This window comes from Pantoea sp. GL120224-02, assembly GCF_900215395.1.
Taxonomy (GTDB): Bacteria; Pseudomonadota; Gammaproteobacteria; order Enterobacterales; family Enterobacteriaceae; genus Pantoea; species Pantoea communis.
The window spans coordinates 59,876-83,033 of record NZ_OBEC01000009.1; the positions used below are offsets into that span (position 1 = coordinate 59,876).

Annotated in this window: 23 protein-coding genes; 14 read left to right on the forward strand and 9 right to left on the reverse strand. The window is 54.5% G+C overall.

Going from position 1 to position 23,158, the window contains the following annotated elements:
- Window positions 1-37 precede the first annotated feature (37 nt).
- A complete protein-coding gene (gene gntK, locus CRO33_RS16860; RefSeq protein ID WP_034826988.1) occupies window positions 38-574 on the forward strand; it encodes a gluconokinase in 537 nt (178 codons plus the stop codon).
- A 2-nt stretch (window positions 575-576) separates the two neighbouring features.
- A complete protein-coding gene (gene gntU, locus CRO33_RS16865; protein WP_097118930.1) occupies window positions 577-1,917 on the forward strand; it encodes a gluconate transporter in 1,341 nt (446 codons plus the stop codon).
- Between the two features lie 162 nt (window positions 1,918-2,079).
- Here the strand turns inward: gntU and CRO33_RS16870 are convergent, their stop codons facing one another.
- The 6 genes from CRO33_RS16870 to CRO33_RS16895 all read right to left on the reverse strand — a co-directional run bounded on the left by CRO33_RS16870 (window position 2,080) and on the right by CRO33_RS16895 (window position 8,487).
- The gene (locus CRO33_RS16870; RefSeq protein ID WP_097118931.1) at window positions 2,080-3,705 is read right to left on the reverse strand and encodes a Na/Pi cotransporter family protein; all 1,626 of its coding nucleotides are present in this window, start codon (window positions 3,703-3,705) and stop codon (window positions 2,080-2,082) included.
- Window positions 3,706-3,885: 180 nt separating this feature from the next.
- Window positions 3,886-4,878: an ABC transporter ATP-binding protein gene (locus tag CRO33_RS16875; RefSeq protein WP_058960059.1), complete on the reverse strand. Its 993-nt coding sequence runs from the start codon at window positions 4,876-4,878 to the stop codon at window positions 3,886-3,888.
- Window positions 4,879-4,880: 2 nt separating this feature from the next.
- Entirely contained in the window at window positions 4,881-5,666 is a 786-nt protein-coding gene (locus CRO33_RS16880; protein ID WP_097118932.1) for an ABC transporter permease, read from the reverse strand.
- 3 nt (window positions 5,667-5,669) lie between these two features.
- Complete coding sequence (locus CRO33_RS16885; RefSeq protein ID WP_058960061.1) at window positions 5,670-6,518, reverse strand: ABC transporter permease; 849 nt, start codon at window positions 6,516-6,518, stop codon at window positions 5,670-5,672.
- Window positions 6,518-7,327 carry an alkaline phosphatase family protein gene (locus tag CRO33_RS16890; RefSeq protein WP_097118933.1) on the reverse strand — a complete coding sequence of 270 codons (810 nt, stop codon included), beginning with the start codon at window positions 7,325-7,327 and terminating at the stop codon, window positions 6,518-6,520. The genes CRO33_RS16885 and CRO33_RS16890 overlap by 1 nt, the downstream gene beginning before the upstream one ends.
- A 98-nt stretch (window positions 7,328-7,425) precedes the next feature.
- Window positions 7,426-8,487 (reverse strand): ABC transporter substrate-binding protein, encoded by a 1,062-nt coding sequence (locus tag CRO33_RS16895; protein WP_097118934.1) that lies wholly within the window; start codon window positions 8,485-8,487, stop codon window positions 7,426-7,428.
- Between the two features lie 223 nt (window positions 8,488-8,710).
- Here CRO33_RS16895 and CRO33_RS16900 point away from each other — a divergent pair, with 223 nt between their 5' ends.
- The 4 genes from CRO33_RS16900 to ubiA all read left to right on the forward strand — a co-directional run bounded on the left by CRO33_RS16900 (window position 8,711) and on the right by ubiA (window position 11,391).
- On the forward strand, window positions 8,711-9,409 hold the full coding sequence (locus tag CRO33_RS16900) for a UTRA domain-containing protein (RefSeq protein ID WP_097118935.1): 699 nt from the start codon (window positions 8,711-8,713) through the stop codon (window positions 9,407-9,409).
- Window positions 9,410-9,479: 70 nt separating this feature from the next.
- The gene (gene psiE, locus CRO33_RS16905; protein ID WP_058960065.1) at window positions 9,480-9,890 is read left to right on the forward strand and encodes a phosphate-starvation-inducible protein PsiE; all 411 of its coding nucleotides are present in this window, start codon (window positions 9,480-9,482) and stop codon (window positions 9,888-9,890) included.
- Between the two features lie 91 nt (window positions 9,891-9,981).
- Window positions 9,982-10,500 carry a chorismate lyase gene (gene ubiC, locus CRO33_RS16910; RefSeq protein WP_097118936.1) on the forward strand — a complete coding sequence of 173 codons (519 nt, stop codon included), beginning with the start codon at window positions 9,982-9,984 and terminating at the stop codon, window positions 10,498-10,500.
- Between the two features lie 24 nt (window positions 10,501-10,524).
- The gene (gene ubiA, locus CRO33_RS16915; RefSeq protein WP_176505791.1) at window positions 10,525-11,391 is read left to right on the forward strand and encodes a 4-hydroxybenzoate octaprenyltransferase; all 867 of its coding nucleotides are present in this window, start codon (window positions 10,525-10,527) and stop codon (window positions 11,389-11,391) included.
- A gap of 64 nt (window positions 11,392-11,455) precedes the next feature.
- On the opposite strand, the gene plsB is transcribed toward ubiA, so the two are convergent.
- Window positions 11,456-13,879 (reverse strand): glycerol-3-phosphate 1-O-acyltransferase PlsB, encoded by a 2,424-nt coding sequence (gene plsB / locus CRO33_RS16920; RefSeq protein ID WP_058960067.1) that lies wholly within the window; start codon window positions 13,877-13,879, stop codon window positions 11,456-11,458.
- A 127-nt stretch (window positions 13,880-14,006) separates the two neighbouring features.
- Here plsB and CRO33_RS16925 point away from each other — a divergent pair, with 127 nt between their 5' ends.
- The 4 genes from CRO33_RS16925 to CRO33_RS16940 all read left to right on the forward strand — a co-directional run bounded on the left by CRO33_RS16925 (window position 14,007) and on the right by CRO33_RS16940 (window position 16,920).
- Window positions 14,007-14,375 (forward strand): diacylglycerol kinase, encoded by a 369-nt coding sequence (locus tag CRO33_RS16925; protein ID WP_034826963.1) that lies wholly within the window; start codon window positions 14,007-14,009, stop codon window positions 14,373-14,375.
- Window positions 14,376-14,480: 105 nt separating this feature from the next.
- Window positions 14,481-15,095: a transcriptional repressor LexA gene (lexA, locus tag CRO33_RS16930; RefSeq protein WP_034826962.1), complete on the forward strand. Its 615-nt coding sequence runs from the start codon at window positions 14,481-14,483 to the stop codon at window positions 15,093-15,095.
- A gap of 126 nt (window positions 15,096-15,221) precedes the next feature.
- Window positions 15,222-16,544: an MATE family efflux transporter DinF gene (dinF, locus tag CRO33_RS16935; protein WP_097118938.1), complete on the forward strand. Its 1,323-nt coding sequence runs from the start codon at window positions 15,222-15,224 to the stop codon at window positions 16,542-16,544.
- A gap of 163 nt (window positions 16,545-16,707) precedes the next feature.
- Window positions 16,708-16,920 (forward strand): CsbD family protein, encoded by a 213-nt coding sequence (locus tag CRO33_RS16940; protein ID WP_097118939.1) that lies wholly within the window; start codon window positions 16,708-16,710, stop codon window positions 16,918-16,920.
- Window positions 16,921-16,985: 65 nt separating this feature from the next.
- Here CRO33_RS16940 and zur read toward each other — a convergent pair whose 3' ends face one another.
- Window positions 16,986-17,507, reverse strand: a complete 522-nt coding sequence (gene zur, locus CRO33_RS16945) for a zinc uptake transcriptional repressor Zur (RefSeq protein ID WP_097118940.1) — start codon at window positions 17,505-17,507, stop codon at window positions 16,986-16,988.
- 452 nt (window positions 17,508-17,959) lie between these two features.
- On the opposite strand from zur, the gene traF reads away from it, so the two are divergent.
- Window positions 17,960-19,210: a conjugal transfer protein TraF gene (gene traF / locus CRO33_RS16950; RefSeq protein ID WP_097118941.1), complete on the forward strand. Its 1,251-nt coding sequence runs from the start codon at window positions 17,960-17,962 to the stop codon at window positions 19,208-19,210.
- 119 nt (window positions 19,211-19,329) lie between these two features.
- On the opposite strand, the gene CRO33_RS16955 is transcribed toward traF, so the two are convergent.
- Window positions 19,330-20,223 (reverse strand): LysR substrate-binding domain-containing protein, encoded by an 894-nt coding sequence (locus CRO33_RS16955; protein WP_097118942.1) that lies wholly within the window; start codon window positions 20,221-20,223, stop codon window positions 19,330-19,332.
- 183 nt (window positions 20,224-20,406) lie between these two features.
- Here CRO33_RS16955 and CRO33_RS16960 point away from each other — a divergent pair, with 183 nt between their 5' ends.
- The 3 genes from CRO33_RS16960 to CRO33_RS16970 are packed head-to-tail and all read left to right on the forward strand — an operon-like array spanning window position 20,407 to window position 23,146.
- Complete coding sequence (locus CRO33_RS16960; RefSeq protein WP_058960071.1) at window positions 20,407-21,267, forward strand: transketolase; 861 nt, start codon at window positions 20,407-20,409, stop codon at window positions 21,265-21,267.
- Window positions 21,264-22,268: a transketolase family protein gene (locus CRO33_RS16965; protein ID WP_097118943.1), complete on the forward strand. Its 1,005-nt coding sequence runs from the start codon at window positions 21,264-21,266 to the stop codon at window positions 22,266-22,268. Before CRO33_RS16960 ends, CRO33_RS16965 begins: the two co-directional genes overlap by 4 nt.
- 20 nt (window positions 22,269-22,288) lie before the next feature.
- Window positions 22,289-23,146: an NAD(P)-dependent oxidoreductase gene (locus CRO33_RS16970; RefSeq protein ID WP_097118944.1), complete on the forward strand. Its 858-nt coding sequence runs from the start codon at window positions 22,289-22,291 to the stop codon at window positions 23,144-23,146.
- Window positions 23,147-23,158 lie beyond the last annotated feature (12 nt).

Sequence of the window (23,158 nt, forward strand, 5' to 3'; positions counted from 1 at the left end):
GGTAACATTGGCAGGCAACCTGCCGGAGCGCAAAACCATGACCACGCCATCTCCATCGCACCACGTCTTTATCCTGATGGGCGTTTCCGGCAGCGGAAAGTCTGCCGTCGCTAATCAGGTTTCTCATCAGTTGAGCACGGCATTTCTGGATGGCGATTTCCTGCATCCGCGTAGCAACATCATGAAAATGGCCGACGGTCATCCGCTGGATGATAACGATCGCCAGCCGTGGCTGCAGGCGCTGAATGATGCCGCCTTCGCCATGCAGCGCACCCAGGCTATTTCGATTATCGTCTGCTCGGCGCTGAAAAAGTCCTACCGCGACATCCTGCGACAGGGCAACCAAAACCTGAAATTCATCTATCTGAAGGGCGATTTCGAAACCATCGAATCGCGTCTGAAAGCACGTAAAGGTCACTTCTTTAAGCCCCAGATGCTGGTGACGCAGTTTGAGACCTTGCAAGAGCCTGGGGCTGACGAGCCCGATGTGCTGGTGGTTGATATCAATCATTCACTGGATGAAGTCGTTGCGGCCACGGTTGCGACCATTGAGGAAGCAACCAACAAGGGTTAGTAATGAGTACCGCAACGCTGGTGTTAACCGCAGCAGGCTCCGTCCTGCTGCTGCTGTTTTTGGTGATGAAAGCGCGTATGCACGCCTTTATCGCCCTGATGTTAGTCTCAATTGGTGCCGGTCTGTTCTCTGGCATGCCACTGGATAAAATTGCTGACACCATGCAAAAAGGCATGGGCGGGACGCTCGGATTTCTCGCCATCGTGGTGGCATTGGGCGCGATGTTCGGCAAAATCCTGCATGAAACCGGCGCAGTCGATCAAATCGCTATCCGCATGCTGAAAGCCTTTGGTGAAAACCGGGCGCACTACGCGATGGGGATTGCCGGGCTGATCTGCGCGCTACCGCTGTTCTTTGAAGTAGCGGTGGTCTTGCTGATCAGCATCGCCTTTGCCGTGGCGCGTCGTACCCATGGCAACTTAGTGAAGTTGGTCATTCCACTGTTTGCTGGTGTGGCGGCCTCTGCGGCGTTTCTGCTGCCGGGGCCGGCCCCGATGCTGCTGGCTTCCCAGATGCACGCGGACTTTGGCTGGATGATCCTGCTGGGCCTGTGTGCAGCGATTCCCGGTATGCTGATTGCGGGTCCGCTGTTTGGCAATTTTATTGCCCGCCATGTCAGTTTCAGTGCGCCGCCGGAAGATCATCAGCCAGAAGTGGAAGAGGGTAAGCTGCCGTCGTTTGGCTTCAGCCTGGCACTGATCCTGTTCCCGCTGTTGCTGGTGGGCCTGAAAACCATCGGGGCGCGCTTCACCACACCGGATTCACGTCTCTACGAGTGGCTGGAGTTTATCGGCCATCCGTTTACGGCGATCCTGCTGGCGTGTCTGGTAGCGATTTACGGTCTGGCCTATCGCCAGGGAATGGACAAAGAGAAGGTGATGCAGGTGTGCGGCAGTGCGCTGCAACCGGCAGGCATTATTCTGCTGGTGATCGGTGCGGGCGGTGTGTTCAAGCAGGTGCTGGTGGATTCTGGCGTCGGCCCGGTATTGGGTCACGCGCTCACTGGCGCCGGGATGCCGATTGCGCTGGCGTGCTTCATCCTTTCCGGTGCGATCCGTGTGATTCAGGGATCGGCGACCGTGGCCTGTCTGACGACCGTGGGCCTGGTGATGCCAGTGATTGAACCGCTGCACTACAGCGGCGCGCAGTTGGCGGCGCTGTCGATCTGCATCGGGGGTGGCTCCATCATTATTAGTCACGTCAACGATGCCGGTTTCTGGCTGTTTGGCCGCTTCACCGGTGCAACGGAAGGTGAAACGCTGAAAACCTGGACGCTGATGGAAACCATTCTGGGTACCACCGGTGCCATTGTCGGGATGATCGCGTTCACTCTGCTGTCGTAAGAATTTTTAGGTGCGCCGCAATGCGCACCCTATAAAATTCACCTATCCGCACGGCAGGTTGCCATTGATGGCGACCTGACCGAATAGCACAGCCGATTGGTCGCGCATGTATGACGATGTGGCTGCATCCCGCAGCCGTTGATCATCGCACCAGACTCTTCGTTAATCCTCATCCCGCTCATCATCCGGCTGATCCAGCACCGTATACGCCACCGCACAGAACAGCGAGTTCAGACGCTTCATATCTCCCAGCAACCCTAGATGCAGGGAGCTGGTTTCGATGCTCTGCACATTTTTCTGATGCAGGCGCTCGACGTGAGCGTGTGAGAAACGGCGAATCAGGATGCGAAAACGGTGTTTGGAGCGGCGTAGTCGGCGCGCGCTGGGGATATCTTTCGACAGAAACACCGACAAACTGAGGCGCAGATTGTTGAGTACCTGCTCCTGCAATGTGTTCAGCTCTTCCAGCCCTTCGGGGGAAAATGCCCGACGGGCGTTCAGCGATTTCACCGCCACGTCCGCACACATGCGTTCAATGATATCGCCCGCCTGCTCAAGGTTGAGTGCCATCTCGATGACCTCGGCCCAGCGGCGCGAATCCTCCTCGGCCAAATCCTCTTTCGGCATGCGCGCCAGATAGAGTTTGATGGCGGTATACAGCACATCGACATCATCATCCAGACGCCGCACCGCGCGCTCTTCACGCAGTTCGCCATGCACCACTTTATTGAAGGACTCCATCATATGTTCAACGACATCACCGATGCGCAAGGTTTCGCGCGCCGCATTGGCCAATGCCAGCGCAGGGGTATCCAGCGCGCTGCGCTCGAGATGTTTAGGGCGTAAATGGGCATCGGTTTCCGGCTCGTCGGAAATCATACGACGGCACAAGCGCGCCATCGGTTCGGCGAATGGCACCATAATCAGGCAGCGAATCAGGTTGTAAAATACATGGAAAAAGATCACCAGTTCTTCGTCATCGACCGGCATCTTGTCCAGAATATCAGCGATATAATTCACCAGTGGCAAAATCGCCAGGCTGCCAATGAGCTTGAACAGCAGGCTGCCCAGTGCCACGCGTTTTCCCGCAGCATTTGAGCCACTGGCGTTAATCATTGCCAGCAAACCACTGCCGAGGTTGGCACCAATCACCAGACAGAGCGCCACTTTGAATGAAATCACATCCGCTGCCGTCAGTGTAGCGGTGATCAGCACCGCCGCGAGGCTGGAATAACTGATGATGGCGAATACCGCGCCAATCAGTGCATCCAGCATGACATCTCCGGTTAGCGTGGAGAACAGCACCTGCAAGCCCGCCGCCTGGGTAATGGGTTTAGCAGCGGCCACGATCAACTGTAGCGCTAACAGAATTAAGCCAAGGCCAATGGCAGCTCGACCCATTTGTCCGGCCCGCGTCTGCTTACGGCTGAGGAAGAACACCACACCAAAGAAGATGAAGAGCGGCGATAGCCAGGAGAGATCGAAGGTCAGGATACGCGCCATGATGGCGGTACCGACATCGGCACCGAGCACCACCACCAGCGCAGGCGTCAGACTCACCAGATTCTGTGCGACAAACGAGGTGACGAGCAGGGTGGTGGCATTGCTGCTCTGCACCAGCGCGGTGACGCCAATCCCGGCGAGAAACGCCATTGGCTTCTTTTCCACGCTGCGGCTGAGCACCCGGCGCAAATCGGCACCGTACACGCGCATGATGCCAGTGCGCACAATGTGCGTGCCCCACACCAGCAGGGCCACAGCAGATAAGAGATTGAGCAGGGTCAACACGTCGGGCGGTTCCTTATCCTCAGACTTACATTGCACCAACTGCAAGCCTGTGGGTGAGTACCGAGGTGTCGGGCGCACCGAAGTGCGGCCATGGGCAGCCTAAAGGCCGCCGCGACAACGATTAACAGGCTGCATTAACGCTGAATACTGCCGCGTTGCGTTGCCAATTTCTCGTTAAATTTAAGCAACCTGGCGCAACGTCGACATCTCTAACTGTAGACCAATTTGCATGCCAGCAGGGTGCAAATCCGCCACGCTGCGATTCAGCACATCCACTGACAATTCAACCCCATGCGCCAGTACACGATAACGGATCACGTTACCTAGCAGGCTGTGACTGAGAATAGTGGCCGGAATGCCATCCTGCGGTGCACTCAAGCGGATTGACTCAGGTCGAATCGCTACCTGACCCGTGAATGTCTGGCCGGTGAGCTGCGTTGCCTGTTCCGCACTTAGCAGGTTGTAGTTGCCGATAAACCCGGCGGCAAACAGATCAGCTGGCTGCGTGTAGAGGGCTTCGGCGTTACCGTTCTGTACGATTTTGCCACGATTCATCAGCACGATACGGTCAGACAGCGTCAGCGCCTCTTCCTGATCGTGGGTCACGAATATCGTGGTGAGCTTCAACTCTTGCTGGATATTGCGGATCTGTTCGCGCAGATGGCGGCGGATGCGCGCGTCCAGTGCGGAGAGCGGCTCATCCAGCAACAGCAAACGAGGGCGCGTCACCAGCGAGCGCGCTAAGGCAACACGCTGGCATTGTCCGCCAGAAAGCTGGTGCGGATAACGGCGGGCGAAATCGGTCAGCTCGACCAGTGCCAGCGCTTCCATCACCCGTTTCTGAATATCGCCGCCTGGCAGTTTCTGCATTTTCAGGCCAAACGCCACGTTCTTCTCCACCGTCATGTTGGGGAACAGCGCGTAGCTCTGGAACACCATGCCAATGGTACGTTTCTGCGGTGGCAGCGGCACGATATCCTGACCCTGTAGCAGAATTTTGCCGCTATCGACATCCGTCAAACCGGCGATGCAGCGCAGTAGCGTTGATTTGCCGCAGCCGCTCGGGCCGAGCAGGGTAACAAACTCACCTTCATCGGCGCTGAAATCGATATTTTCAAAGATGCTGGTGGGGCCGTAGCTTTTGTTCAGCTGGGTGACGTTCAGATAACTCATGGTCAGCCTCGTTCAGGATTGAGGGCATTCGCCAGCCAGGTGACCAGCAGGACGACAGCAAAATAAGAGATCACCAGCGCACTGGTAAAGTGGCCGCTGCCGTTACGCATATTGTAGAGATACACCTGCAAGGTTTCATAGCGGGTACCGACTAACAGGTTAGCGAACACAAACTCACCTATCAGGAATGAGAAGGAGAGCAGCACCGCGATGAACACGCCTTTACGCAGATTCGGCAGTACCACAAACAGTGCCGCCTGCCAGGTGCTGGCACCCAGCAGATGAGACGCATCAATCAGCTCTTTCAGATTGATCGCCTGCATATTGTTGGCAATAGCACGGTAAATAAACGGCAGCGCGATGGTGAAGTAACAGCCGACCAGAATCCACGGCGTGCCGGTGATCATCAGCGGTGACGAGGAATAAAGCTGCAGCAGGCCAACGGATGACACCACCGGCGGCACGGCAAACGGCATCAGAATCAGCACGTTCATCACCGCATCCAGCTTCGGATAATAGTAAGCGATTACAAACATCGCAGGCAGCACCAGCATTAATGAGAACAGCAGCGCGCCAAAGCAAATCAGCAAGGAGTGGCCCAATGCGGTCAGGAAACGCGGATCGCTCCACAGCTCAATCAACCACTTCAGGGTAAAGCCCTGCGGCAGAATGGTGTCGCTCCAGTCAGTCGAGATGCCATACAGCAACGTCGCCAGCAGCGGGGCGGCGAGGATGATCAGCAGCAGCCAGATAATCAGGCGATGATAAATTTTTTCCGCGCGAGACACGTTCTACTCCTGTGATTTCGCGTTGAGATAACTGCGGCGCACCAGATACTGCTGCACCACGGTAATCAGCGCCATAATGAACACCAGCAACATGGCCAGCGCTCCACCGGTATTCGGATCGAGCGAGATATCACCCGACACCAGCGCGGCAATACGTACTGGCACCACGTTAAAGTTACCGGTGGTCAGCGCATAAATGGTGGCGTAAGCACCCAGCGCATTGGCCAGCAGGATGACAAAAGTCCCTAACAGCGCCGGGAACAGGATGGGCAAACCAATATGCCACCAGTAGCGCCAGCGGCTGGCACCGAGCAGCGCGGCCGACTCTTCCCAATCTTTGCGTAAGCCATCAAACGCCGGATAGAGCAGCAGAATGCCGAGCGGGATCTGGAACCAGGTGTAAACCAGCACCATGCCGTCACGCGAGAACAGCTTGAACCCTTCCAGCATGCCGAAGTGGCGCAGCAGCAGCGTCAGACAGCCGTTCATGCCCAGCAGAATCACAAAGGCGAACGCCAGCGGCACACCCGCAAAGTTGCTGGTCATGTTGGTAAACGACATCAGGAAGCGCTGAAAGCGGCCGCTGCCTGGCTGATGCAGCGAATAGCCGGCAATCAACGAGATCAGCAGGCCGTAAATGCTCGACCAGATGGAGATATCCAGCGACAGGCGAAACGCCTGCAGGTAAAACGGTGAAGTGAGGATATCGATGTAGTTATCGATACCCCAACGCTCGTTCATGTCGCTCCAGAAGCTGTTGATGGCGATCCACAGCAGCGGCGCGAGCTGGAAGGCAACCCAAAAGAAGGCGAACGGCAGCAGCAATAGCGTGGCGAGGGTTTTGCCCTTCATTAACGCGGCTCCGCCAGCAAACCGTGGCACACCGGTTTATCGTGCTCAATGCCCAGCAGCGTGCAAACGATGCCACACAGTTCAGTTTGCTGCGGTTCGAGATCGGGCTGACGGGAGAAGCCCGCACCAAACACAAACAGCGGCACCTGCGTCTCTTCCGGTAAAATGCCGCCGTGCGAGCGGTCATCGTTCATGCCGTGGTCGGCGGTGACGATCACCTGATAGCCCGCAGCGAGCCAGCCGGGCATCCACTGCGACAGATAGCCATCGGCCATACGTGCGCGGTTGCGATATTGTGGCGATGACAGGCTATGCTTGTGCCCGGCATCGTCGATATTCATGGGGTGAATCAGTAAAAAGTCCGGATCGTGGTTCAGACGCAGGCTCTCGGCATCTTCAAACAAGTGGGAATCCGGATAACTGTCGTCCCAGTAAAAGTGGCCGTATTGAATCGGCAAATCGGGGGCGACGGTGTGGCGATCACGCGCATTGTTGAACGGGGATTGGTTATACAGCTCACTCACCCAGTGATAGGCGGCAGCGGCCGTGGTTAAACCGGCGGCGCGGGCGTAATGGAAGATGCTGCGCTGATTGCTCAATCGATTGACGCCGTTATGAATAATGCCGCTCTGCACTGGCGGAATCCCAGTCAGAATGCATTCATACAGCGGACGTGACAGCGAAGGCAGTTCGCAGGTCAGCGTGTAGTATTGGCCGTAGCCCTGTTTGCATTCAGCAAACAGATAGCCCATCGCATGCTGTGCCACCTGATTGCTCAGGCCATCCAGTACCACCAGGATTGTCTTCATTCCCGTTCCTTACATCATTCAAATTGCGGGCACTGCGCTTAGCGGCGCAACGTATTGCGTATCGATGCGCGACATCGCGCCGCCAGGGTGTGTGCAAATTACTGCTTCATATTGATAATCACGTTCTCTTGCCACAGACGCGGCAGCATTTTCGAGCTCTTATCCCATGCAGCCTGATCTTTGATCGGGCGGGCATTTTTGTACTCAGACTGCGGCAGCAGTTTGGCTTGCACATCGGCTGGCAGAGTTAAATGCTCAGCGCGGATTGGACGTGCATAACCTTTCGCCAGGTTGATCTGACCGGCATCAGAGAAGATGTATTCACGCGCCAGTTTGGCGGCGTTCGGGTGTTTGGCGTATTTGTTGATGATGGTGCTGTAACCGGAAATCACGGAGCCATCAGACGGGATCACCACTTCATAGCGGTTTTTGTCGATCTGATCGCGATAATTCAGACCGTTGAAGTCCCATACCACGGCAACCTGAATTTCACCTTTCTCAATGTTGGCAATCACCGGATCGGTCACGCCCAGACGGCCTTCTTTAGCCAGCTCGCCAAAGAATTTCAGGGCTGGCTTCAGGTTCTTCTCATCACCGCCCATCGCGTAGTTGGCCGCCAGTACGCCGTTAGCCGCCTGAGCAGCCACGCCGACGTCACCGATAGTGACCACATACTTACCTTTCTTCAGATCGGCCCAGCTGTGCGGTGCATCTTTAACCTGCTGCTTGTCGATCAGGAAGGCGATGGTGCCGGTATACGCCAGCATCCAGTTGCCTTCGCTGTCTTTCGCCCAGCTTGGAATCTGATCCCAATGCGTTGGTTTGTACGGTTGTGCCAGACCTTTGGTCACAGCAACCGGACCGAACGCGGCGCCCACATCACCGATATCGGCGCTGGCGTTCTCTTTCTCTGCATCAAATTTAGCCAGCTCCTGCGCCGATGACATATCGGTATCGCTGTGCTTCAGGCCAAATTTGCTGTTGATGTCATTCCATGTGTCTTTCCAGTTCGCCCAGCTGTCTGGCATACCGACGCTGTTGACCTGGCCCTCAGCACGTGCGGCTTTTTCCAGCGCGGCAAGGTCGTTATCGGCGGCGTGCGCGGCGGGCAGCGCAAGCAGTACGGCACTGGCTACTACAGAGGAGATAAACGCTTTCATCTCGGTTGCTCCGGGTGTAAGTTTTGGGACGTCTTGGTCTAGTCCAGCAAGAACCGAGCCAATGTAGCCCGATCAGATGAAGGTTTTATGACCATGGTGGTGAAATGTGGTGTGACGCGTAGCTCCACATGCGGATACAGCGCGCGAAAGCGTGGGATATGCCTGTCATATTGTAGTCATCGAACTGTCATAGTGCAGAATTGCCCCAAAATGAGGCTAAAAAATGTCGTCGAAAACGGTGGATGTGATTGCTGCGGCGCTGAGCGAACGCATTGAAAACGGTGAATTTGCCAGCGGACGTTTGCCGGCAGAACGCAGTTTAAGTGAACATTATTCCACCACGCGTATTACCCTGCGTGAGGCGCTGGGCTTGCTGGAAGCGCAGGGCGTCATTTACCGTGAGCTGCGTCGAGGTTGGTTTCTCGCCCCACCCAGGCTGGTATATAACCCGGCCCATCACAGCCACTTTCATGCCATGGCCGCCGAGCAAGGGCGCATCGCTCTCACTGAAGTAATTGAGGCGCGGGAAGTCCCGGCACAGCTGGTGATTGCACGACATTTGCAGTTACTGGAAGGGGATAGCGTGTTTCGCATTCGACGCCTGCGACGTATTGATGGGCGCGCGGTGTTGTACGTGGAGCATTACCTCAATCCGGCCTTTTTTCCCGGCCTGCTTGAGGAAGACCTCACCCGCTCACTTACCGATCTCTACGATCAGCGCTATGGCATTCGCTACGGCGGCGCTCGCTTTACCATTCTGCCCGGCCCGCTTCCTGCGCGCGCGGCACCGGCACTCAATGTCGCCAGCGGAACTCCCGGATTACTCATTACACGCATTAACCGCGATCAGCACAAACGGGTCATCGACTGTGACTGCGAGTACTGGCGCTATGACGCACTCTGTGTGGATGTTGATGTGTAGCATATTGTGATTTTGATCACACTACAGCATGATAACGCCAGAGAGTTTCCGTACTTTGAGGCGCATAAAAATGACAACAAAATCAGCACCGGGGCAGCTTATTGCTTCGGTATTACAGTGGGTTCTGAATATTGGCCTGGTGACGTTGGCCATCATCCTGGTGGTGTTTCTTGGCAAAGAGACGATTCATTTAGCTAATGTGCTGTTTAGCACTGGTGAGCAGGCGTCTTCTTACCTGCTGATCGAAGGCATCGTGATCTATTTTCTCTATTTCGAATTTATCGCGCTGATAGTGAAGTACTTCCAGTCCGGCTATCACTTCCCGCTGCGTTATTTCATCTATATCGGCATCACCGCAATCATTCGTCTGATTATCGTTGACCATAAAAACCCGTTCGACACGCTTTATTATTCAGCGGCGATTTTAATTCTGGTGGTCACGCTGTGGTTAGCCAATAGCAATCGCTTAAAGCGCGAATAATCCCCCCTTCTGTCTGGCGTGGCACAACCAGAAGTGCCACGCCCGATTCTCTGCGTTAAACTAGGGCAACTTTTTCTCCGGAGATGTCCTGATGTCGCATCACGCGCTGCGCCAGTTACTCGCACTGCATTGGCTGCCAGCCACTTCCCCCTTGCTTTCCCCCCCTCTGCTCGACTGGTTACTGGAGGAAGACTCCATGACGCGTCGCTTCGAGCAGCATTGCCAGCAGGTGACGGTGGAACTGATCCGCGAAAGCTTTATTACCGCTGACGAGATAGCGCCAGAAGCGGAATTCCTGCCCGCCGATGAGCGCTTTTGGTTACGTGAAATCGTGCTGTGCGGCGATGGCGAACCCTGGTTGATTGGGCGAACCGTGGTGCCAGAAAGCACGTTGAACGGCCCGGAGCAGATGCTGCAAAATCTTGGCACCCGTCCGCTGGGGCGCTATCTTTTCGCCTCCTCGACGCTGAGCCGCGATTTTATCGATCCCGGTCAGGTGGACGATCTGTGGGGACGTCGCTCGCGCCTGCGTTTATCAGGCAAACCGCTGCTGCTAACTGAACTGTTTTTACCAGCGTCGCCGTTGTACCGCGCGCTGAATCAAGGATAAAGGATTGTGGAAAAAACCTTAACCATGACCAAATGGCAGGCTTATCGGCGCCTGATGCGCATCGATAAACCGATTGGCACGCTGTTGCTGCTGTGGCCCACCATGTGGGCACTGTGGTTATCAGGCATGGCGGTGCCGCCTTTGTCTGTGCTGGTGGTATTTGTGCTCGGCGTCATTGTGATGCGTGCCGCGGGTTGCGTGATCAATGATTATGCGGACCGTAAGGTGGATGGTCATGTCAAACGGACCGCATCGCGTCCGCTGGCGAGCGGCGCGGTGACGGAGAAAGAGGCCAAAATCCTGTTTGTCGTGCTCGGGTTGCTGGCATTTGCGCTAGTGCTGACCATGAACCGTATGACGATTTTGCTGTCATTTGGTGGCCTGGCACTGGCGTGGGTCTATCCGTTTATGAAGCGCTATACCCATTTACCCCAGGTGGTATTGGGAGCGGCATTCGGCTGGGCGATTCCAATGGGTTGGGCGGCGGTTAGTGAGTCCTTACCTATTGTTTGCTGGCTGGTGTTCTTCGCGAATATCTGCTGGACGGTGGCTTACGACACGCAATATGCGATGGTTGATCGTGATGACGACCTAAAGATTGGCGTGAAATCCACAGCGATTCTGTTCGGACGTTTCGATAAATTGATCATCGGCTTATTGCAGTTGGCCACGTTGGGGCTAATGGCGCTAGTCGGATTAATGTTGCATCTGAACGGGGCGTTTTACTGGTCATTACTGGTGGCGGGCGGCTTCTTTGTGTATCAACAAAAGCTGATTGCTCAACGTGAACGCGATCCTTGCTTTCAGGCCTTTCTGAATAATAACTACGTTGGTCTGGTGCTGTTTATTGGCGTACTTCTCAATACTCAGCCATTTATTGACCTGTTTTAAGGGGTTGCTGCCATAAAAAAAGGCGACTCGTTGAGGGTCGCCTTTCTGTTTTTTAGGCCCGACGTTATTCGTGGGCTACAGCACTTTCAATGGTCAGACGGACATCACTGGTCACCAGCTCTGCCAGCATCTGCCACATAATGTGGGTGCGTTCCGCATCGGCATCGCCTGAATCACTGATGTAGCCTTCATCACGCAGTGACAGCACCAGCGCGGTAAACACCGCTTTGTCGAAGAACTCTGGCGCGTTAATGCCATGCAACACTGACAAACGCTGCGCCAGCGTGCGGCTCTCTTTCTCCAGCGTGCCGCGGTTAATCGTCGGCTTGGCACTCAGAATGGCGAAGGTGATGGCAAAACGCTGCAGCGTTTCACGGATACCGGCAGCCAGCAGTTGCAATGAACGATGGCGGGCCGGATTCATGCGTAACTGCCCATCATGCTCGGTAATCAGGCCTTGTCGCGCCATCTCAGCACAGAGGGCATTCAGCACGCCTGGCAGCTCTGCGTTATCCCAGCGCAGGAACAGCTCACTCTTCAGCATCGGGTAAACCAGACTCACCTGACGCAGCAGCTCCGCCTCACTGATCTCACGATGCTGCTGCACAATAGCGGCAATCAGCGATGGCATGACCAGCATGTGGTGGATGTTGTTGCGGTAGTAGGTCATCAGGACGGCCTGCTCGCGCGGCAGAATGATGATATCGCCGATACTGTCTTGTTCCGTCTCAAACTTGTTCATGCCCATGGCGTGATCAAGCAGCGCTTCAGCACTCATCTCCGGCACGGTCGCTTCCGGCGAATAAGGCACGTTACGCAGCAGCTGGGTGTAGCATTCCAGTTGCTCAATCAACTGTTCACGCGTCAGGGAGCGCTGACGTGAAGCCAGCAGTGCAGTGACGCACAGGTTCATGGCATTGGCGGCACCGGCTTCGTTAATACGCACCATCAGACGTGCCGCAATATCATTTACGGTCGGCGTCATCCATGCCGGGCGTTGTGGTTCAATCGGATCGATCGCATCACGCCATTCCGGCACGTTTTTGTTCAGATAGTTCATCAACGGCAGGGGTTCGCCGAAGTTAACGTAGCCCTGGCCAAGATTGCGCAGTTTACGTAACCCGCGCACCATCTGCAGGAAACTCTCTTTCTCTTTGGCCGCGCCACGTAACTCTTTGGCGTAAGTACCCACTTCCATGACGTGTTCATAGCCGATGTAGATCGGAACAAACGTAATCGGACGGCTACCGCCGCGCAACATGGCTTGCAAGGTCATCGACAGCGTGCCGGTTTTAGGATCCAGCAGTCGGCCCGTGCGCGAGCGCCCGCCTTCAACGAAATACTCGACTGAATATCCGCGGCTGAACAACTCGCCCAGATATTCACGGAACACCGTGGAATAGAGTTTGTTGCCCTTGAAGGTACGGCGAATAAAGAAAGCACCCAGACGACGGAAAATCGGACCTGCTGGCCAGAAGTTCAGGTTGATACCGGCCGCGATGTGTGGCGGCACCAGCCCCTGATGGTAGAGCACGTAAGAGAGCAGTAGATAGTCCATGTGGCTGCGATGGCAGGGCACATACACAATCTCATGGCCATCTTGCGCCAGCTGACGGACTCGCTCGCCACCGTTGACGTTGATGCCCTGATAAAGGCGGCTCCACAGCCAGCCCATCACGCGGTCTGTGACGCGAATGGCCTCATACGAGAAGTTCGCTGCGACCTCTTCCATCATCTCAACAGCATTCTGCTGGGCTTTCTCGTGCGAGATTTTTTTGCTACGCGCTTCATCTTCAACCGCTTTTTCAATCGCTTTGGATTGCAGCAGCTTGTTGAACAGATCCTGACGCGCAGGCAGACGTGGGCCTACAGCAGCCAGGCGCTGACGCGCGAAGTGAATGCGAGCCACGCGTGCCAGCTTCTGGGCAATCGACTTATCCGTACCGTGCTCCGTCGCCATCTGGCGCAGGGAAACGGTCGGCGAGAAGCGCACAAAGCTGTCACGTCCGTGCCACAAAATGGCGAAGAATTTCTCTACACCATTAAGGATGCGCAGATGTGGCGTATCTTCTCCCTGGATTTCGCGTCCCGGCGCACGACCAAACATCACCGCAACCGGTAACATCTGAACGTCGAGATCCGGGTTACTGCGGTGCAAATCGAGGTAGTCGTGGAATAGCTTCACGGATTCAGGATTGGCAACGAAATAGGGGAATACGCGTGGGCCATCATGAATAAATACGTGACGCGGCAGTAGCGTGCCGTCGATCTCCAGCGGAGCCAGCGGATCGGGCAGATCATGTTTCAGGCACTGTGCCCGAAGAGTGAGCAGGTCAGCCTTTGAATCATAAGGCAAAACATACATCACTGGACGAGTCGGATCGATCCCGTGTTCTGAGACAGGATCGGTAGGAATGACCTTACTCTTTACCAAAAAAGAGAGTGGTAAATTCAATAGTTTGTAATAAAGTTTACGCCAACCTGACATAGACAACTTAAAGCCTCTTGTTAGCAAAGCGCGGCAAGCATACCAGAAAGTGCAACGAAGATCTGTGGCTTACACGACCTCAGATAGCCCACATATTGACGCCAAATCACATCAAGGGTTCCAAAGCATGGCAAATAACGTCACCGGTATTCAAAGAATAGTGAATGCAGCCGGTTATTCCTGGCAGGGCTTGCGCGCCGCCTGGAAACATGAAGCCGCATTTCGTCAGGAAGCCATTGCTGCACTGGTGGCGATTGTGGTGGCTTGCTGGCTGGATGTTGATGCGATTTCCCGTGTGCTGATGATTGGCTCCGTGGTGCTGGTGATCATCGTTGAAATCCTGAATAGCGCCATTGAAGCGGTGGTGGATCGCATTGGGCAAGAGCGCCATCCTTTAGCCGGACGAGCAAAAGATATGGGCTCAGCGGCGGTGTTGCTGGCTATCTTACTGGCTCTGTTTGTCTGGATCGCACTGCTCTGGTCGCATTTGCGATAGGTATTCCAGAATCTTCAAACCGCTGATTTTTCCCTTTGTTTTGGTTTTCATTTCGCCAATACCTGTATATACTCACAGCGACTGTATAAACAACCAGGGGGCGGGATGAAAGCGTTAACCACCAGGCAGCAACAGGTCTATGATCTGATTCGCGACCACATTAACCAGACCGGCATGCCGCCAACGCGTGCGGAAATTGCTGCGCAACTGGGTTTTCGCTCGCCCAATGCTGCGGAAGAACACCTGAAAGCACTGGCGCGTAAAGGCGTCATCGAGATTGTATCCGGTGCATCTCGCGGCATCCGCCTGCTAATGGAAGAAGAAGTCTCCGAAGGGTTACCGCTGATCGGTCGCGTGGCCGCCGGTGAGCCGCTGCTGGCGCAAGAGCACATCGAAGCGCACTATCAGGTTGATGCCAATCTGTTTAAACCTACCGCCGATTTTCTGCTGCGGGTGAGTGGTATGTCGATGAAAGACATCGGGATTATGGACGGCGACTTGCTTGCCGTGCATAAAACCCAGGAAGTCCGTAATGGTCAGGTTGTGGTGGCGCGCATTGATGATGAAGTGACCGTCAAACGCTGGAAAAAGCAGGGTGCCATTGTGCATTTGCTGCCAGAAAACACCGAATTCCAGCCGATTGTGGTCGATACCCGTGAGCAGGCTCTGACCGTTGAGGGTTTGGCTGTCGGCATCGTACGTAACGGCGAATGGCTTTAATCTCTCATTGAATTCCCCCGCTGCGGTTGGTCGCTGTGCTGACCGCAGTCTGATACATTGATTTTCCTCTTCAGGCTGATTGCCGGTTAATGGTCCTATTGACCAGCGCAACAATGGAACGGGCGAATGCGGCTGTTTTCCTCCTCAGATAAAGCATTGTGGCGGCTGGCGCTGCCGATGATTCTCTCCAATATTACTGTTCCGCTGCTCGGTGTCGTCGATACGGCAGTGATTGGCCATCTCGATAGCCCCATTTACCTCGGTGGCGTGGCGGTAGGTGCAACGGCGACCAGTTTCATCTTTATGTTGCTGTTGTTCCTGCGCATGAGCACCACGGGTTTGACTGCGCAGGCGTTTGGCGCGAACGATAAAACCGCTTTAGCGCGGGCGTTGACGCAACCTTTGCTGATCGCCCTGGTGGCGGGCGTGCTGTTTTTATTACTGCGCGCGCCCTTCAGTTTGATCGCAGCCTCATTAATGGGCGGCAGCCCGGAAGTGCAACACCAGGCACAAATTTTTATCAACATTCGCTGGCTTAGCGCACCGGCGACCTTAGCCAATCTGGTGATTTTGGGCTGGTTGCTTGGCGTGCAATATGCGCGAGCGCCGATGGTGCTGCTCATTGTCGGTAACCTGGTGAATATCCTGCTCGATCTCCTGTTTGTGCTGAAGCTTCACTGGGGCGTTGCAGGTGCGGCGGCGGCAACGGCGGTGGCAGAGTACGTCACGCTGGGTGTGGGGTTATGGATGGTGGTACGTGTGCTTAAGTTGCGCGGCATTTCTTTCAATCAGCTAAAACAGAGTTGGCGTGGTGATGCGGCACGCCTGTTCCGGCTCAACCGCGACATCATGCTGCGTTCGCTAATGGTGCAAATCTGTTTCGCGTCACTCACCTTGCTAGGCGCGCGTTTAGGGCCAGATGTTGTTGCGGTGAATGCCGTACTGCTGATGTTCCTGACGTTTACGGCCTATGCGCTGGATGGTTTTGCCTATGCCGTGGAGGCCTGCTCCGGTGAAGCGGTGGGGGCGCGAGATCGCAGTCGCTTATTACTGATTTGGCATGCTGCCTGCCGTCAGGCTGGTATCGTTGCCCTGGCGTTCGCAGCCATCTATGCAATAACCGGCCCCGAAATTGTGGCGTTGCTCACTTCGCTTGAGCCACTGCGAGAGATGGCCGATCGCTATCTTGGCTGGCAGGTGATTCTTCCGCTGATCGGTGTCTGGTGCTATCTGCTGGACGGTATGTTTATCGGTGCCACGCGCGGGCGCGAAATGCGCAACAGCATGGTTATGGCGGCAGTGGGTTATGGGCTTGCCTTGCTGACACTCCCGTGGCTCGGTAATCACGGCTTATGGCTGGCGGTGACGGTGTTTCTTGCCTTGCGTGGCTTGACGCTCTGGTGGATGTGGCGACGTCACTGGCGACACGATAGCTGGTTCACTGTTTGAATAAGCGAAGCGTAAACTACAGATTATTCTGTATTTTTTGCGTAATCCTATCTGGCTACTATAATTATCTCATACGGCGCAATTGAGTAGCGCGTTGTGTGGGTGATTACCTGATTTATCAGGAGATCATCGCATCTCACTCAGGATGATGTGGAGGATTATGATGAACAAAGACGAAGCGAGCGGTAACTGGAAGCAGTTTAAAGGGAAAATGAAAGAGAAGTGGGGCAAGCTGACGGATGACGATATGACGGTCATCGAAGGTAAGCGCGAGCAGCTTGTCGGTAAAATTCAGGAACGCTACGGCTACGCTAAAGACCAGGCCGAAAGCGAAGTGAAAGACTGGGAAAGTCACAATAAAGATTACCGCTGGTAACCGGAATTAAGGAAGATGCTCCTACCCCGCCGATCACCCGTCGGCAAGGCACAAGGAAGTGCCACTCACCCTTTTCTCACTCTCTTTTTCGTATCTATCTCATGATCGTGATCGCAGCTATCGTGATGATTGCACGCTGCGACTTCTGCGCAGTTTTCACACAAACCATGGGCTTCAATAACCGTGTGGCGCAATGAGAAACCTGCTTGATCGGCCAATCCCGAAATAATCTTTTCTACGCCCTGTGCGTGTTTTTCACTGACTGCCGCACAACCATCACACACCAGCATCACCGAAGTATGCGCAGGCTCGTCGAAATGGTGGCAAACCACATAACTGTTATTTGATTCGACACGATGAATAAAACCCTGCTCCAGCAGAAAATCCAACGCGCGGTAAATGGTCGGAGGTTTAGCCTGCGGCTCGCTGATGCGAAGTTGATCCAGCAGATCGTAAGCACTGATCGAACCATTCTGCTCAGCCATTAAACGCAACACTTCAGCGCGTTGAGTGGTCAGGCGCACGCCGCGGTCAAGGCAAAGGGATTCTGCCTGAGTAAGCAGTTGTGCGGGCGTGAGGTTTGACATAAGTGTTCTCCAGGTTGCAGGCGATGTTATTTTATCACACAAACTTTTACCCTGCTGTGATTGCTTTTTACCCGGTTAAAGACCAGGAAAAATCTCGTTAATCAATAAATTAACTTAACCTTCCTGTTGTGCTGATAAAACTGCTCATTTCAGACCCTCTATGAGATCAGTCATATAGCGTAATTATCACGCTATTTTTGCTTTGCAACTCACCGGGTTAGCGTCTAAGGTTCAAAAGGCCTTAAGTAATATCTGGCATCAATTTAGGATTTGTTCATTTTTCTGCATAACTAAACAACAGAATGGTGTGGTTGTATCCAATTCTGTGAACAGCAGTGCTATTTCCTTTTAATTCACAGCAATGATGTGTTAGCCAGGGTTCAGAATAGCGGCTAACTAAACTGTTTCGTTTCTGAGTTATTCAGCGACATTTCAAAGGTGATGGCAGGCTCATGGTGAAGACATTATTCAGGCACAAAAAAGTAGCTTATCTTGTTGGTTTGAATGCAGTATTTCTTTCTTCTTCAGCTCTGGCAGCAGGTACATGGTATGACGCGCGTAACGATGCCATGGGTGGCACCGGCGTCGCTTCGTCAACCTGGAGTTCAGCGGTGCTGGCTAACCCGGCATTGATGACCAAAGCCAAACCTGAAGATAACGTCAGCGTCATATTCCCTTCAGCCGGTGTGCAGGTTACCGACAAAGACAAATTAATTAACAAAGTTGATGACATCACGGACAGTGTTGATCGCTACAAAAACGTGATCGACAATCTGACGTTTGCCGACTATTTAAGAGGTTATCCGGAATTAAAGGCTGCGGCTGGTGATATGGCTAATCAGCTGGATGACTTAAAGGGTGATAAAGCACACGGTACTGCGGGTGTCGCTTTTGCTGTTACTGTACCGAATGAAACACTGCCTTTTGCCTTTATTACCAAAGCCTACGGCACGGCCAGTGTGCAGGCTAACGTTGTGGACAGCGATATTACCTATCTGCGCGGTGTGGCTAACGGCACGGTGATCCCCGTGCCAGGCGATCAGGATAAACTGAGTTCGAGCGGTCATGGTCTGGCAGCACTAGTCACGGACTATGGTGTGGCACTGGCACATGAATTTGATGTCGCTGGCCATCCGGTTTCTGTGGGCGTGACACCAAAGCTGCAAAAAACCTGGCTGTATAACTACACCGCCAGTATTTATAACTTTGATAAAAGTAATATCAACAACAGCCAATACCGCAGTTCCGATACCGGCTTCAACATTGATGCAGGCATCGCGACCGACTTTGGTGAGCATTGGACGTTGGGTGTGACAGGGCAGAACCTGATCTCACGCGACATCGACACCAAAACAGTGGAAGGCTACCGCGATACCTATCAAATCCGTCCGCTGGTCACGTCAGGTCTGGCCTGGAACTACGGCGCGTTCACCCTGGCAGGCGATGTTGATTTGACGCAAACCAAGCGTTTCAAATCGGAAGAAAGCAGCCAATATGCGGGAGTGGGGGCCGAGTATCGCGTGCTGGATTGGTTAGCACTGCGCGCGGGTTATCGTGCGGATATGAAATCAAATGATGCCAATGTGTTTACCGCAGGTCTGGGCGTTTCACCGTTTAACAACACGGTGCATCTGGATCTTGCTGGTTCAGTGGGTGACGATAATACCTGGGGCGGCATGCTGCAGCTCGGATTTAACTTCTGATTGCGTCATTTCACATCACGCTAACATTCACCCTGAAATGGCGTGAACATGCTCACAAAAACAGGTCGCCATTGGCGGCCTGTTTCATTCCTGGGCGCAGAATTTGTGATCGTTATCAATCAGCGAAGTTGTGCCAGATTCAACTGGGAAAGTAGCCAATCTTTAAAGCTATCTAACGCAAAGTGGCGATGCTGATGCCGTGGGAACACCAGGTAATGGCCGATATAGTGAATCTCCTGGGTGGTCTCAATCAGCGGACAAACTAAGCGCCCACTGGCAAGCTCTCGTTCTGCTAATAATTTGGATTCCAGCACCACTCCCAGACCATCTACGGCAGCGGCAATCGCCATAAAACTGCGGTCAAAGCGCAAACCATAATGGCGCGGAGGCGTCAGGTGATTGGCTTCAAACCAGCCCTTCCATTGGTAGAGTTGCACATCGCACTGAATCAACGATTGGTGATAGAGGTCCTCCGGGCAGCGGATGCGTGCGGCAATCTGTGGTGAGCAAAGCGGTGTTAATTCCTCCACGGCCAGCGGGATTTTCTCGTAAGGCGAAGGACGCGGCTCGCCATAAACAATATCTAAATCATAGTCATCCTGCTCAAAGCGCGCATATTCGGTGCTGGCTGAAAGACGCAGATCAATATGTGGGTGTGCGGCAATAAAGCTTCCCAGGCGGGGTAATAGCCACTGATGGGCAAAGCTTGGCGCGGTGTGCAGACGCAGTGGCCGCGATTCATCAGCGGTGACGAGCGAAAGTCCACGCTGCATCTCATCAAATCCCCGCTGGATATGTTCCAGCAAGATTGCCCCTTCTTTGGTTAGCATGATTTCGCGTGTACTGCGCTGAAACAGGCGCGTGTCGAGCGTCTCTTCCAGCTTACGAATCGCATGACTAATGGCGCTAGGCGACAAATCCAACTCTTGCGCTGCGGCGGTAAATGCCCCTGTGCGGCCTGCGGCTTCAAACGCGCGCAACAGCGACAGTGGAGCTTTTTTTAATAATGTCATTTGTGAATCCCATTCAACAGTTGATGCATTTTTTGCTTTTGTCGGCAGGCGCCAGGGCTGAGTAATCTGCTGCTAAACGGCAAGCAGGTGAAAATGGCACGTGAATCCGCTGCAGCTTTCACCATGACAGATCGCTCTTCTGCTTGCCAACTCTGCTGATTTTCTCTTCTTTCAGGAACAGATATGACGACTCTTGCAGAACCGGAATTGAGCCTTACACAGCGGCTGTCACAGCACGCTTATCGTATTCGTCGCTACGCATTGCAAATGGGCGAAGTACAGGGGCAAGGCTATATCGGCCAGGCTCTGGGACTGGCTGATATGCTGGCCGTGGCATGGTGCCATGCGATGAATTACCGCGCGGAAGAACCCGAATGGGAAGGCCGCGACCGTTTTCTGCTTTCCCACGGCCACTATGCGATTGCTCTTTATGCGGCGTTGATTGAAGCGGGCGTGATTCCTGTGGAGGAGCTGGAAACGTATGGATCTGATGATAGTCGCTTACCAATGTCTGGCATGGCGACCTACACGCCAGGCATGGAAATTTCAGGCGGATCGCTCGGACAGGGGCTGACGATTGGTGTCGGTATGGCATTGGCATTGCGTCATAAAGGAAATCCGGCTTTTGTTTACAACTCAATGTCAGATGGCGAACTGGATGAAGGGGCAACCTGGGAAGCTGCGATGGGAGCGGCACATCATCAACTGAGTAATTTGATCGTCATGGTGGATATCAACCAGCAGCAGGCAGATGGCCCCTCTGGCAAGGTCATGGGATTTGAACCGCTGGCAGATAAGTGGCAGGCATTTGGCTGGCATGTACAGCGTGTGGATGGCAATGACATTGCTGCTGTGAAGCAGGCATTTGATCGGGCACGCGCGTTAAGCGAACCCAAGCCGCGCGTCATTCTGCTGGACACGCTAATGGGTAAAGGCGTGCCATTCCTGGAAGCGCGTGAAAAGAATCATTTTATTCGTGTGGATGCTGACGAGTGGCAACAGGCCATCACCATCCTCGATCAGGCTCAGGAGGCCACGCAATGAGCAGCATCACCACAGAGAAAAAGCCACGCCTGACAACGTCGGCGATGATTGCCTCAATTGCCGCAGAAGGTCAAGCCACGGTTGCTGCGCCCTTTGGTCATGCGCTGGTCAAAGCCGCTGCGACCCGGCCGTCGATCGTTGGGTTGACTGCCGACCTGTCAAAATACACCGATTTGCATATCTTCGCCCAGGCCTATCCAGAACGTCATTTTCAGATGGGCATGGCAGAGCAGCTATTGATGGGCGCAGCCGGTGGCATGGCGAAGGAGGGCATGACGCCATTTGCGACCACCTATGCGGTGTTTGCCACGCGTCGTGCCTACGACTTTATCCATCAAGTGATCGCGGAAGAGCAGCTGAATGTGAAAATCTGCGCTGCGCTGCCGGGGTTAACCACCGGCTACGGCCCAAGCCATCAGGCCACTGAAGATATCGCGCTGATGCGGGGTATTCCGGGCATGACCATTGTTGATCCTTGTGATGCGCTGGACACGGAGCAAGCCGTTGCCGCTATCGCTGACCATCAGGGGCCGGTTTATATGCGTCTGTTGCGCGGTAAGGTGCCGCTGGTGCTGAACGAATACGATTATCAATTCGAACTGGGCAAAGCCAAATTGCTGCGCGATGGCCGTGATGTGCTGCTGATTTCCAGTGGGATTATGACAATGCGAGCACTGGAGACAGCAAAAGCGTTGGCAGCCGATAACGTCGATGTTGCGGTATTGCACGTACCGACCATCAAGCCTCTGGACACTGAAACCATTATCATCCAGTGCCGCCGTGCCGGGCGTTTAGTGGTGGTGGTTGAGAACCATAGCCTGGTCGGCGGTTTGGGTGAGGCGGTGGCGACCACGTTAATGCATGCGCAGGTCATGCCCGTGTTTCGTCAAATCGGCTTGCCCGATCAGTTCCTGGATGCGGGTGCGCTGCCCACTTTGCACGACCGCTACGGCATTTCCACAGAAGCGATGGTCAGCGCGATTCGCGTCTGGCTGGCATAACGGCGCGAAAGGAGAACAGCATGAAGGTGATATTTGTCGGCACCGGGGCAATTGGTGTTCCTATGGCTTGCCAGATTCAGCGTGCAGGGCATGCGGTAATCGGAGTGGATGTGTTTGAAGCGTCGCGCCAGCGTGCTCAGGCGCAGGGGATTGAAGCGGTTAGCCGCATTGCAGAAGCACCTGAAGCGGATGTAGTAGTGGTGATGGTCGCCACGCCACAGCAGCTGCAGGCGCTGGTGGCGGAAGCGCTGCCGCAGGTGACTGGTCAGCACTGGGTCATCATGTCCACTGTCGGGCCGCAGGCGGTACGTGAGGCGGCTTCTTCACTGATTGCTGCCGGTGCGCAGGTCGTGGATGCACCGGTCACGGGCGGAACCGCCCGCGCCAGCACCGGTGAGTTAGTGATTTTTGCTTCCGGCGCATCTGCCGCCATTGCCTTTGTTGAGCCAGTACTCAAAACCATGGGATCGGTGTCGATAGTGGGTGACGAGGTTGGCGAGGGGCAGGGGATCAAGGTGATCAATCAGCACCTTTGCTCGGTGCATATTGTGGCAGCCGCGGAGGCGCTAAGTCTGGCAAAGTCGCTGGGGTTAGCACCCGCTCAGGTATTGAAACTGGTCGAGCGCGGCGCGGCGGGATCGTGGATGTTGTCAGATCGTGGTCCGCGCATGCTGGAGGGGACAGATGTCCCGGTCTCCAGCGCCATCAACATCTTTGTCAAGGATAGCGGGTTAGTGGCAGAGGCGGCGACCGCCTGCCACGCTGAGGTTCCGCTGTTACAGGTCGCTCATGCTCGTTATCTGGCGGCAGCAGAAGCCGGATTGGGGCAACGTGATGACAGCAGAGTGATCGAGACCTGGAGCAAACCTGCAAATTAACCGCTCCATCAC

Excerpts from the sequence above, each read along its gene's own strand:
- lexA (WP_034826962.1), top strand. The coding sequence starts at position 14,481 with ATGAAAGCGTTAACCACCAGGCAGCAACAGGTCTATGATCTGATTCGC.
- ubiA (WP_176505791.1), top strand. The coding sequence starts at position 10,525 with ATGACCAAATGGCAGGCTTATCGGCGCCTGATGCGCATCGATAAACCG.
- CRO33_RS16875 (WP_058960059.1), bottom strand. The coding sequence starts at position 4,878 with ATGAGTTATCTGAACGTCACCCAGCTGAACAAAAGCTACGGCCCCACC.
- CRO33_RS16960 (WP_058960071.1), top strand. The coding sequence starts at position 20,407 with ATGACGACTCTTGCAGAACCGGAATTGAGCCTTACACAGCGGCTGTCA.
- psiE (WP_058960065.1), top strand. The coding sequence starts at position 9,480 with ATGACAACAAAATCAGCACCGGGGCAGCTTATTGCTTCGGTATTACAG.
- CRO33_RS16885 (WP_058960061.1), bottom strand. The coding sequence starts at position 6,518 with ATGAAGGGCAAAACCCTCGCCACGCTATTGCTGCTGCCGTTCGCCTTC.
- CRO33_RS16890 (WP_097118933.1), bottom strand. The coding sequence starts at position 7,327 with ATGAAGACAATCCTGGTGGTACTGGATGGCCTGAGCAATCAGGTGGCA.
- CRO33_RS16900 (WP_097118935.1), top strand. The coding sequence starts at position 8,711 with ATGTCGTCGAAAACGGTGGATGTGATTGCTGCGGCGCTGAGCGAACGC.
- dinF (WP_097118938.1), top strand. The coding sequence starts at position 15,222 with ATGCGGCTGTTTTCCTCCTCAGATAAAGCATTGTGGCGGCTGGCGCTG.
- ubiC (WP_097118936.1), top strand. The coding sequence starts at position 9,982 with ATGTCGCATCACGCGCTGCGCCAGTTACTCGCACTGCATTGGCTGCCA.
- gntU (WP_097118930.1), top strand. The coding sequence starts at position 577 with ATGAGTACCGCAACGCTGGTGTTAACCGCAGCAGGCTCCGTCCTGCTG.
- gntK (WP_034826988.1), top strand. The coding sequence starts at position 38 with ATGACCACGCCATCTCCATCGCACCACGTCTTTATCCTGATGGGCGTT.
- CRO33_RS16970 (WP_097118944.1), top strand. The coding sequence starts at position 22,289 with ATGAAGGTGATATTTGTCGGCACCGGGGCAATTGGTGTTCCTATGGCT.
- CRO33_RS16925 (WP_034826963.1), top strand. The coding sequence starts at position 14,007 with ATGGCAAATAACGTCACCGGTATTCAAAGAATAGTGAATGCAGCCGGT.
- plsB (WP_058960067.1), bottom strand. The coding sequence starts at position 13,879 with ATGTCAGGTTGGCGTAAACTTTATTACAAACTATTGAATTTACCACTC.
- CRO33_RS16940 (WP_097118939.1), top strand. The coding sequence starts at position 16,708 with ATGAACAAAGACGAAGCGAGCGGTAACTGGAAGCAGTTTAAAGGGAAA.
- traF (WP_097118941.1), top strand. The coding sequence starts at position 17,960 with ATGGTGAAGACATTATTCAGGCACAAAAAAGTAGCTTATCTTGTTGGT.
- CRO33_RS16965 (WP_097118943.1), top strand. The coding sequence starts at position 21,264 with ATGAGCAGCATCACCACAGAGAAAAAGCCACGCCTGACAACGTCGGCG.
- zur (WP_097118940.1), bottom strand. The coding sequence starts at position 17,507 with ATGTCAAACCTCACGCCCGCACAACTGCTTACTCAGGCAGAATCCCTT.
- CRO33_RS16895 (WP_097118934.1), bottom strand. The coding sequence starts at position 8,487 with ATGAAAGCGTTTATCTCCTCTGTAGTAGCCAGTGCCGTACTGCTTGCG.
- CRO33_RS16955 (WP_097118942.1), bottom strand. The coding sequence starts at position 20,223 with ATGACATTATTAAAAAAAGCTCCACTGTCGCTGTTGCGCGCGTTTGAA.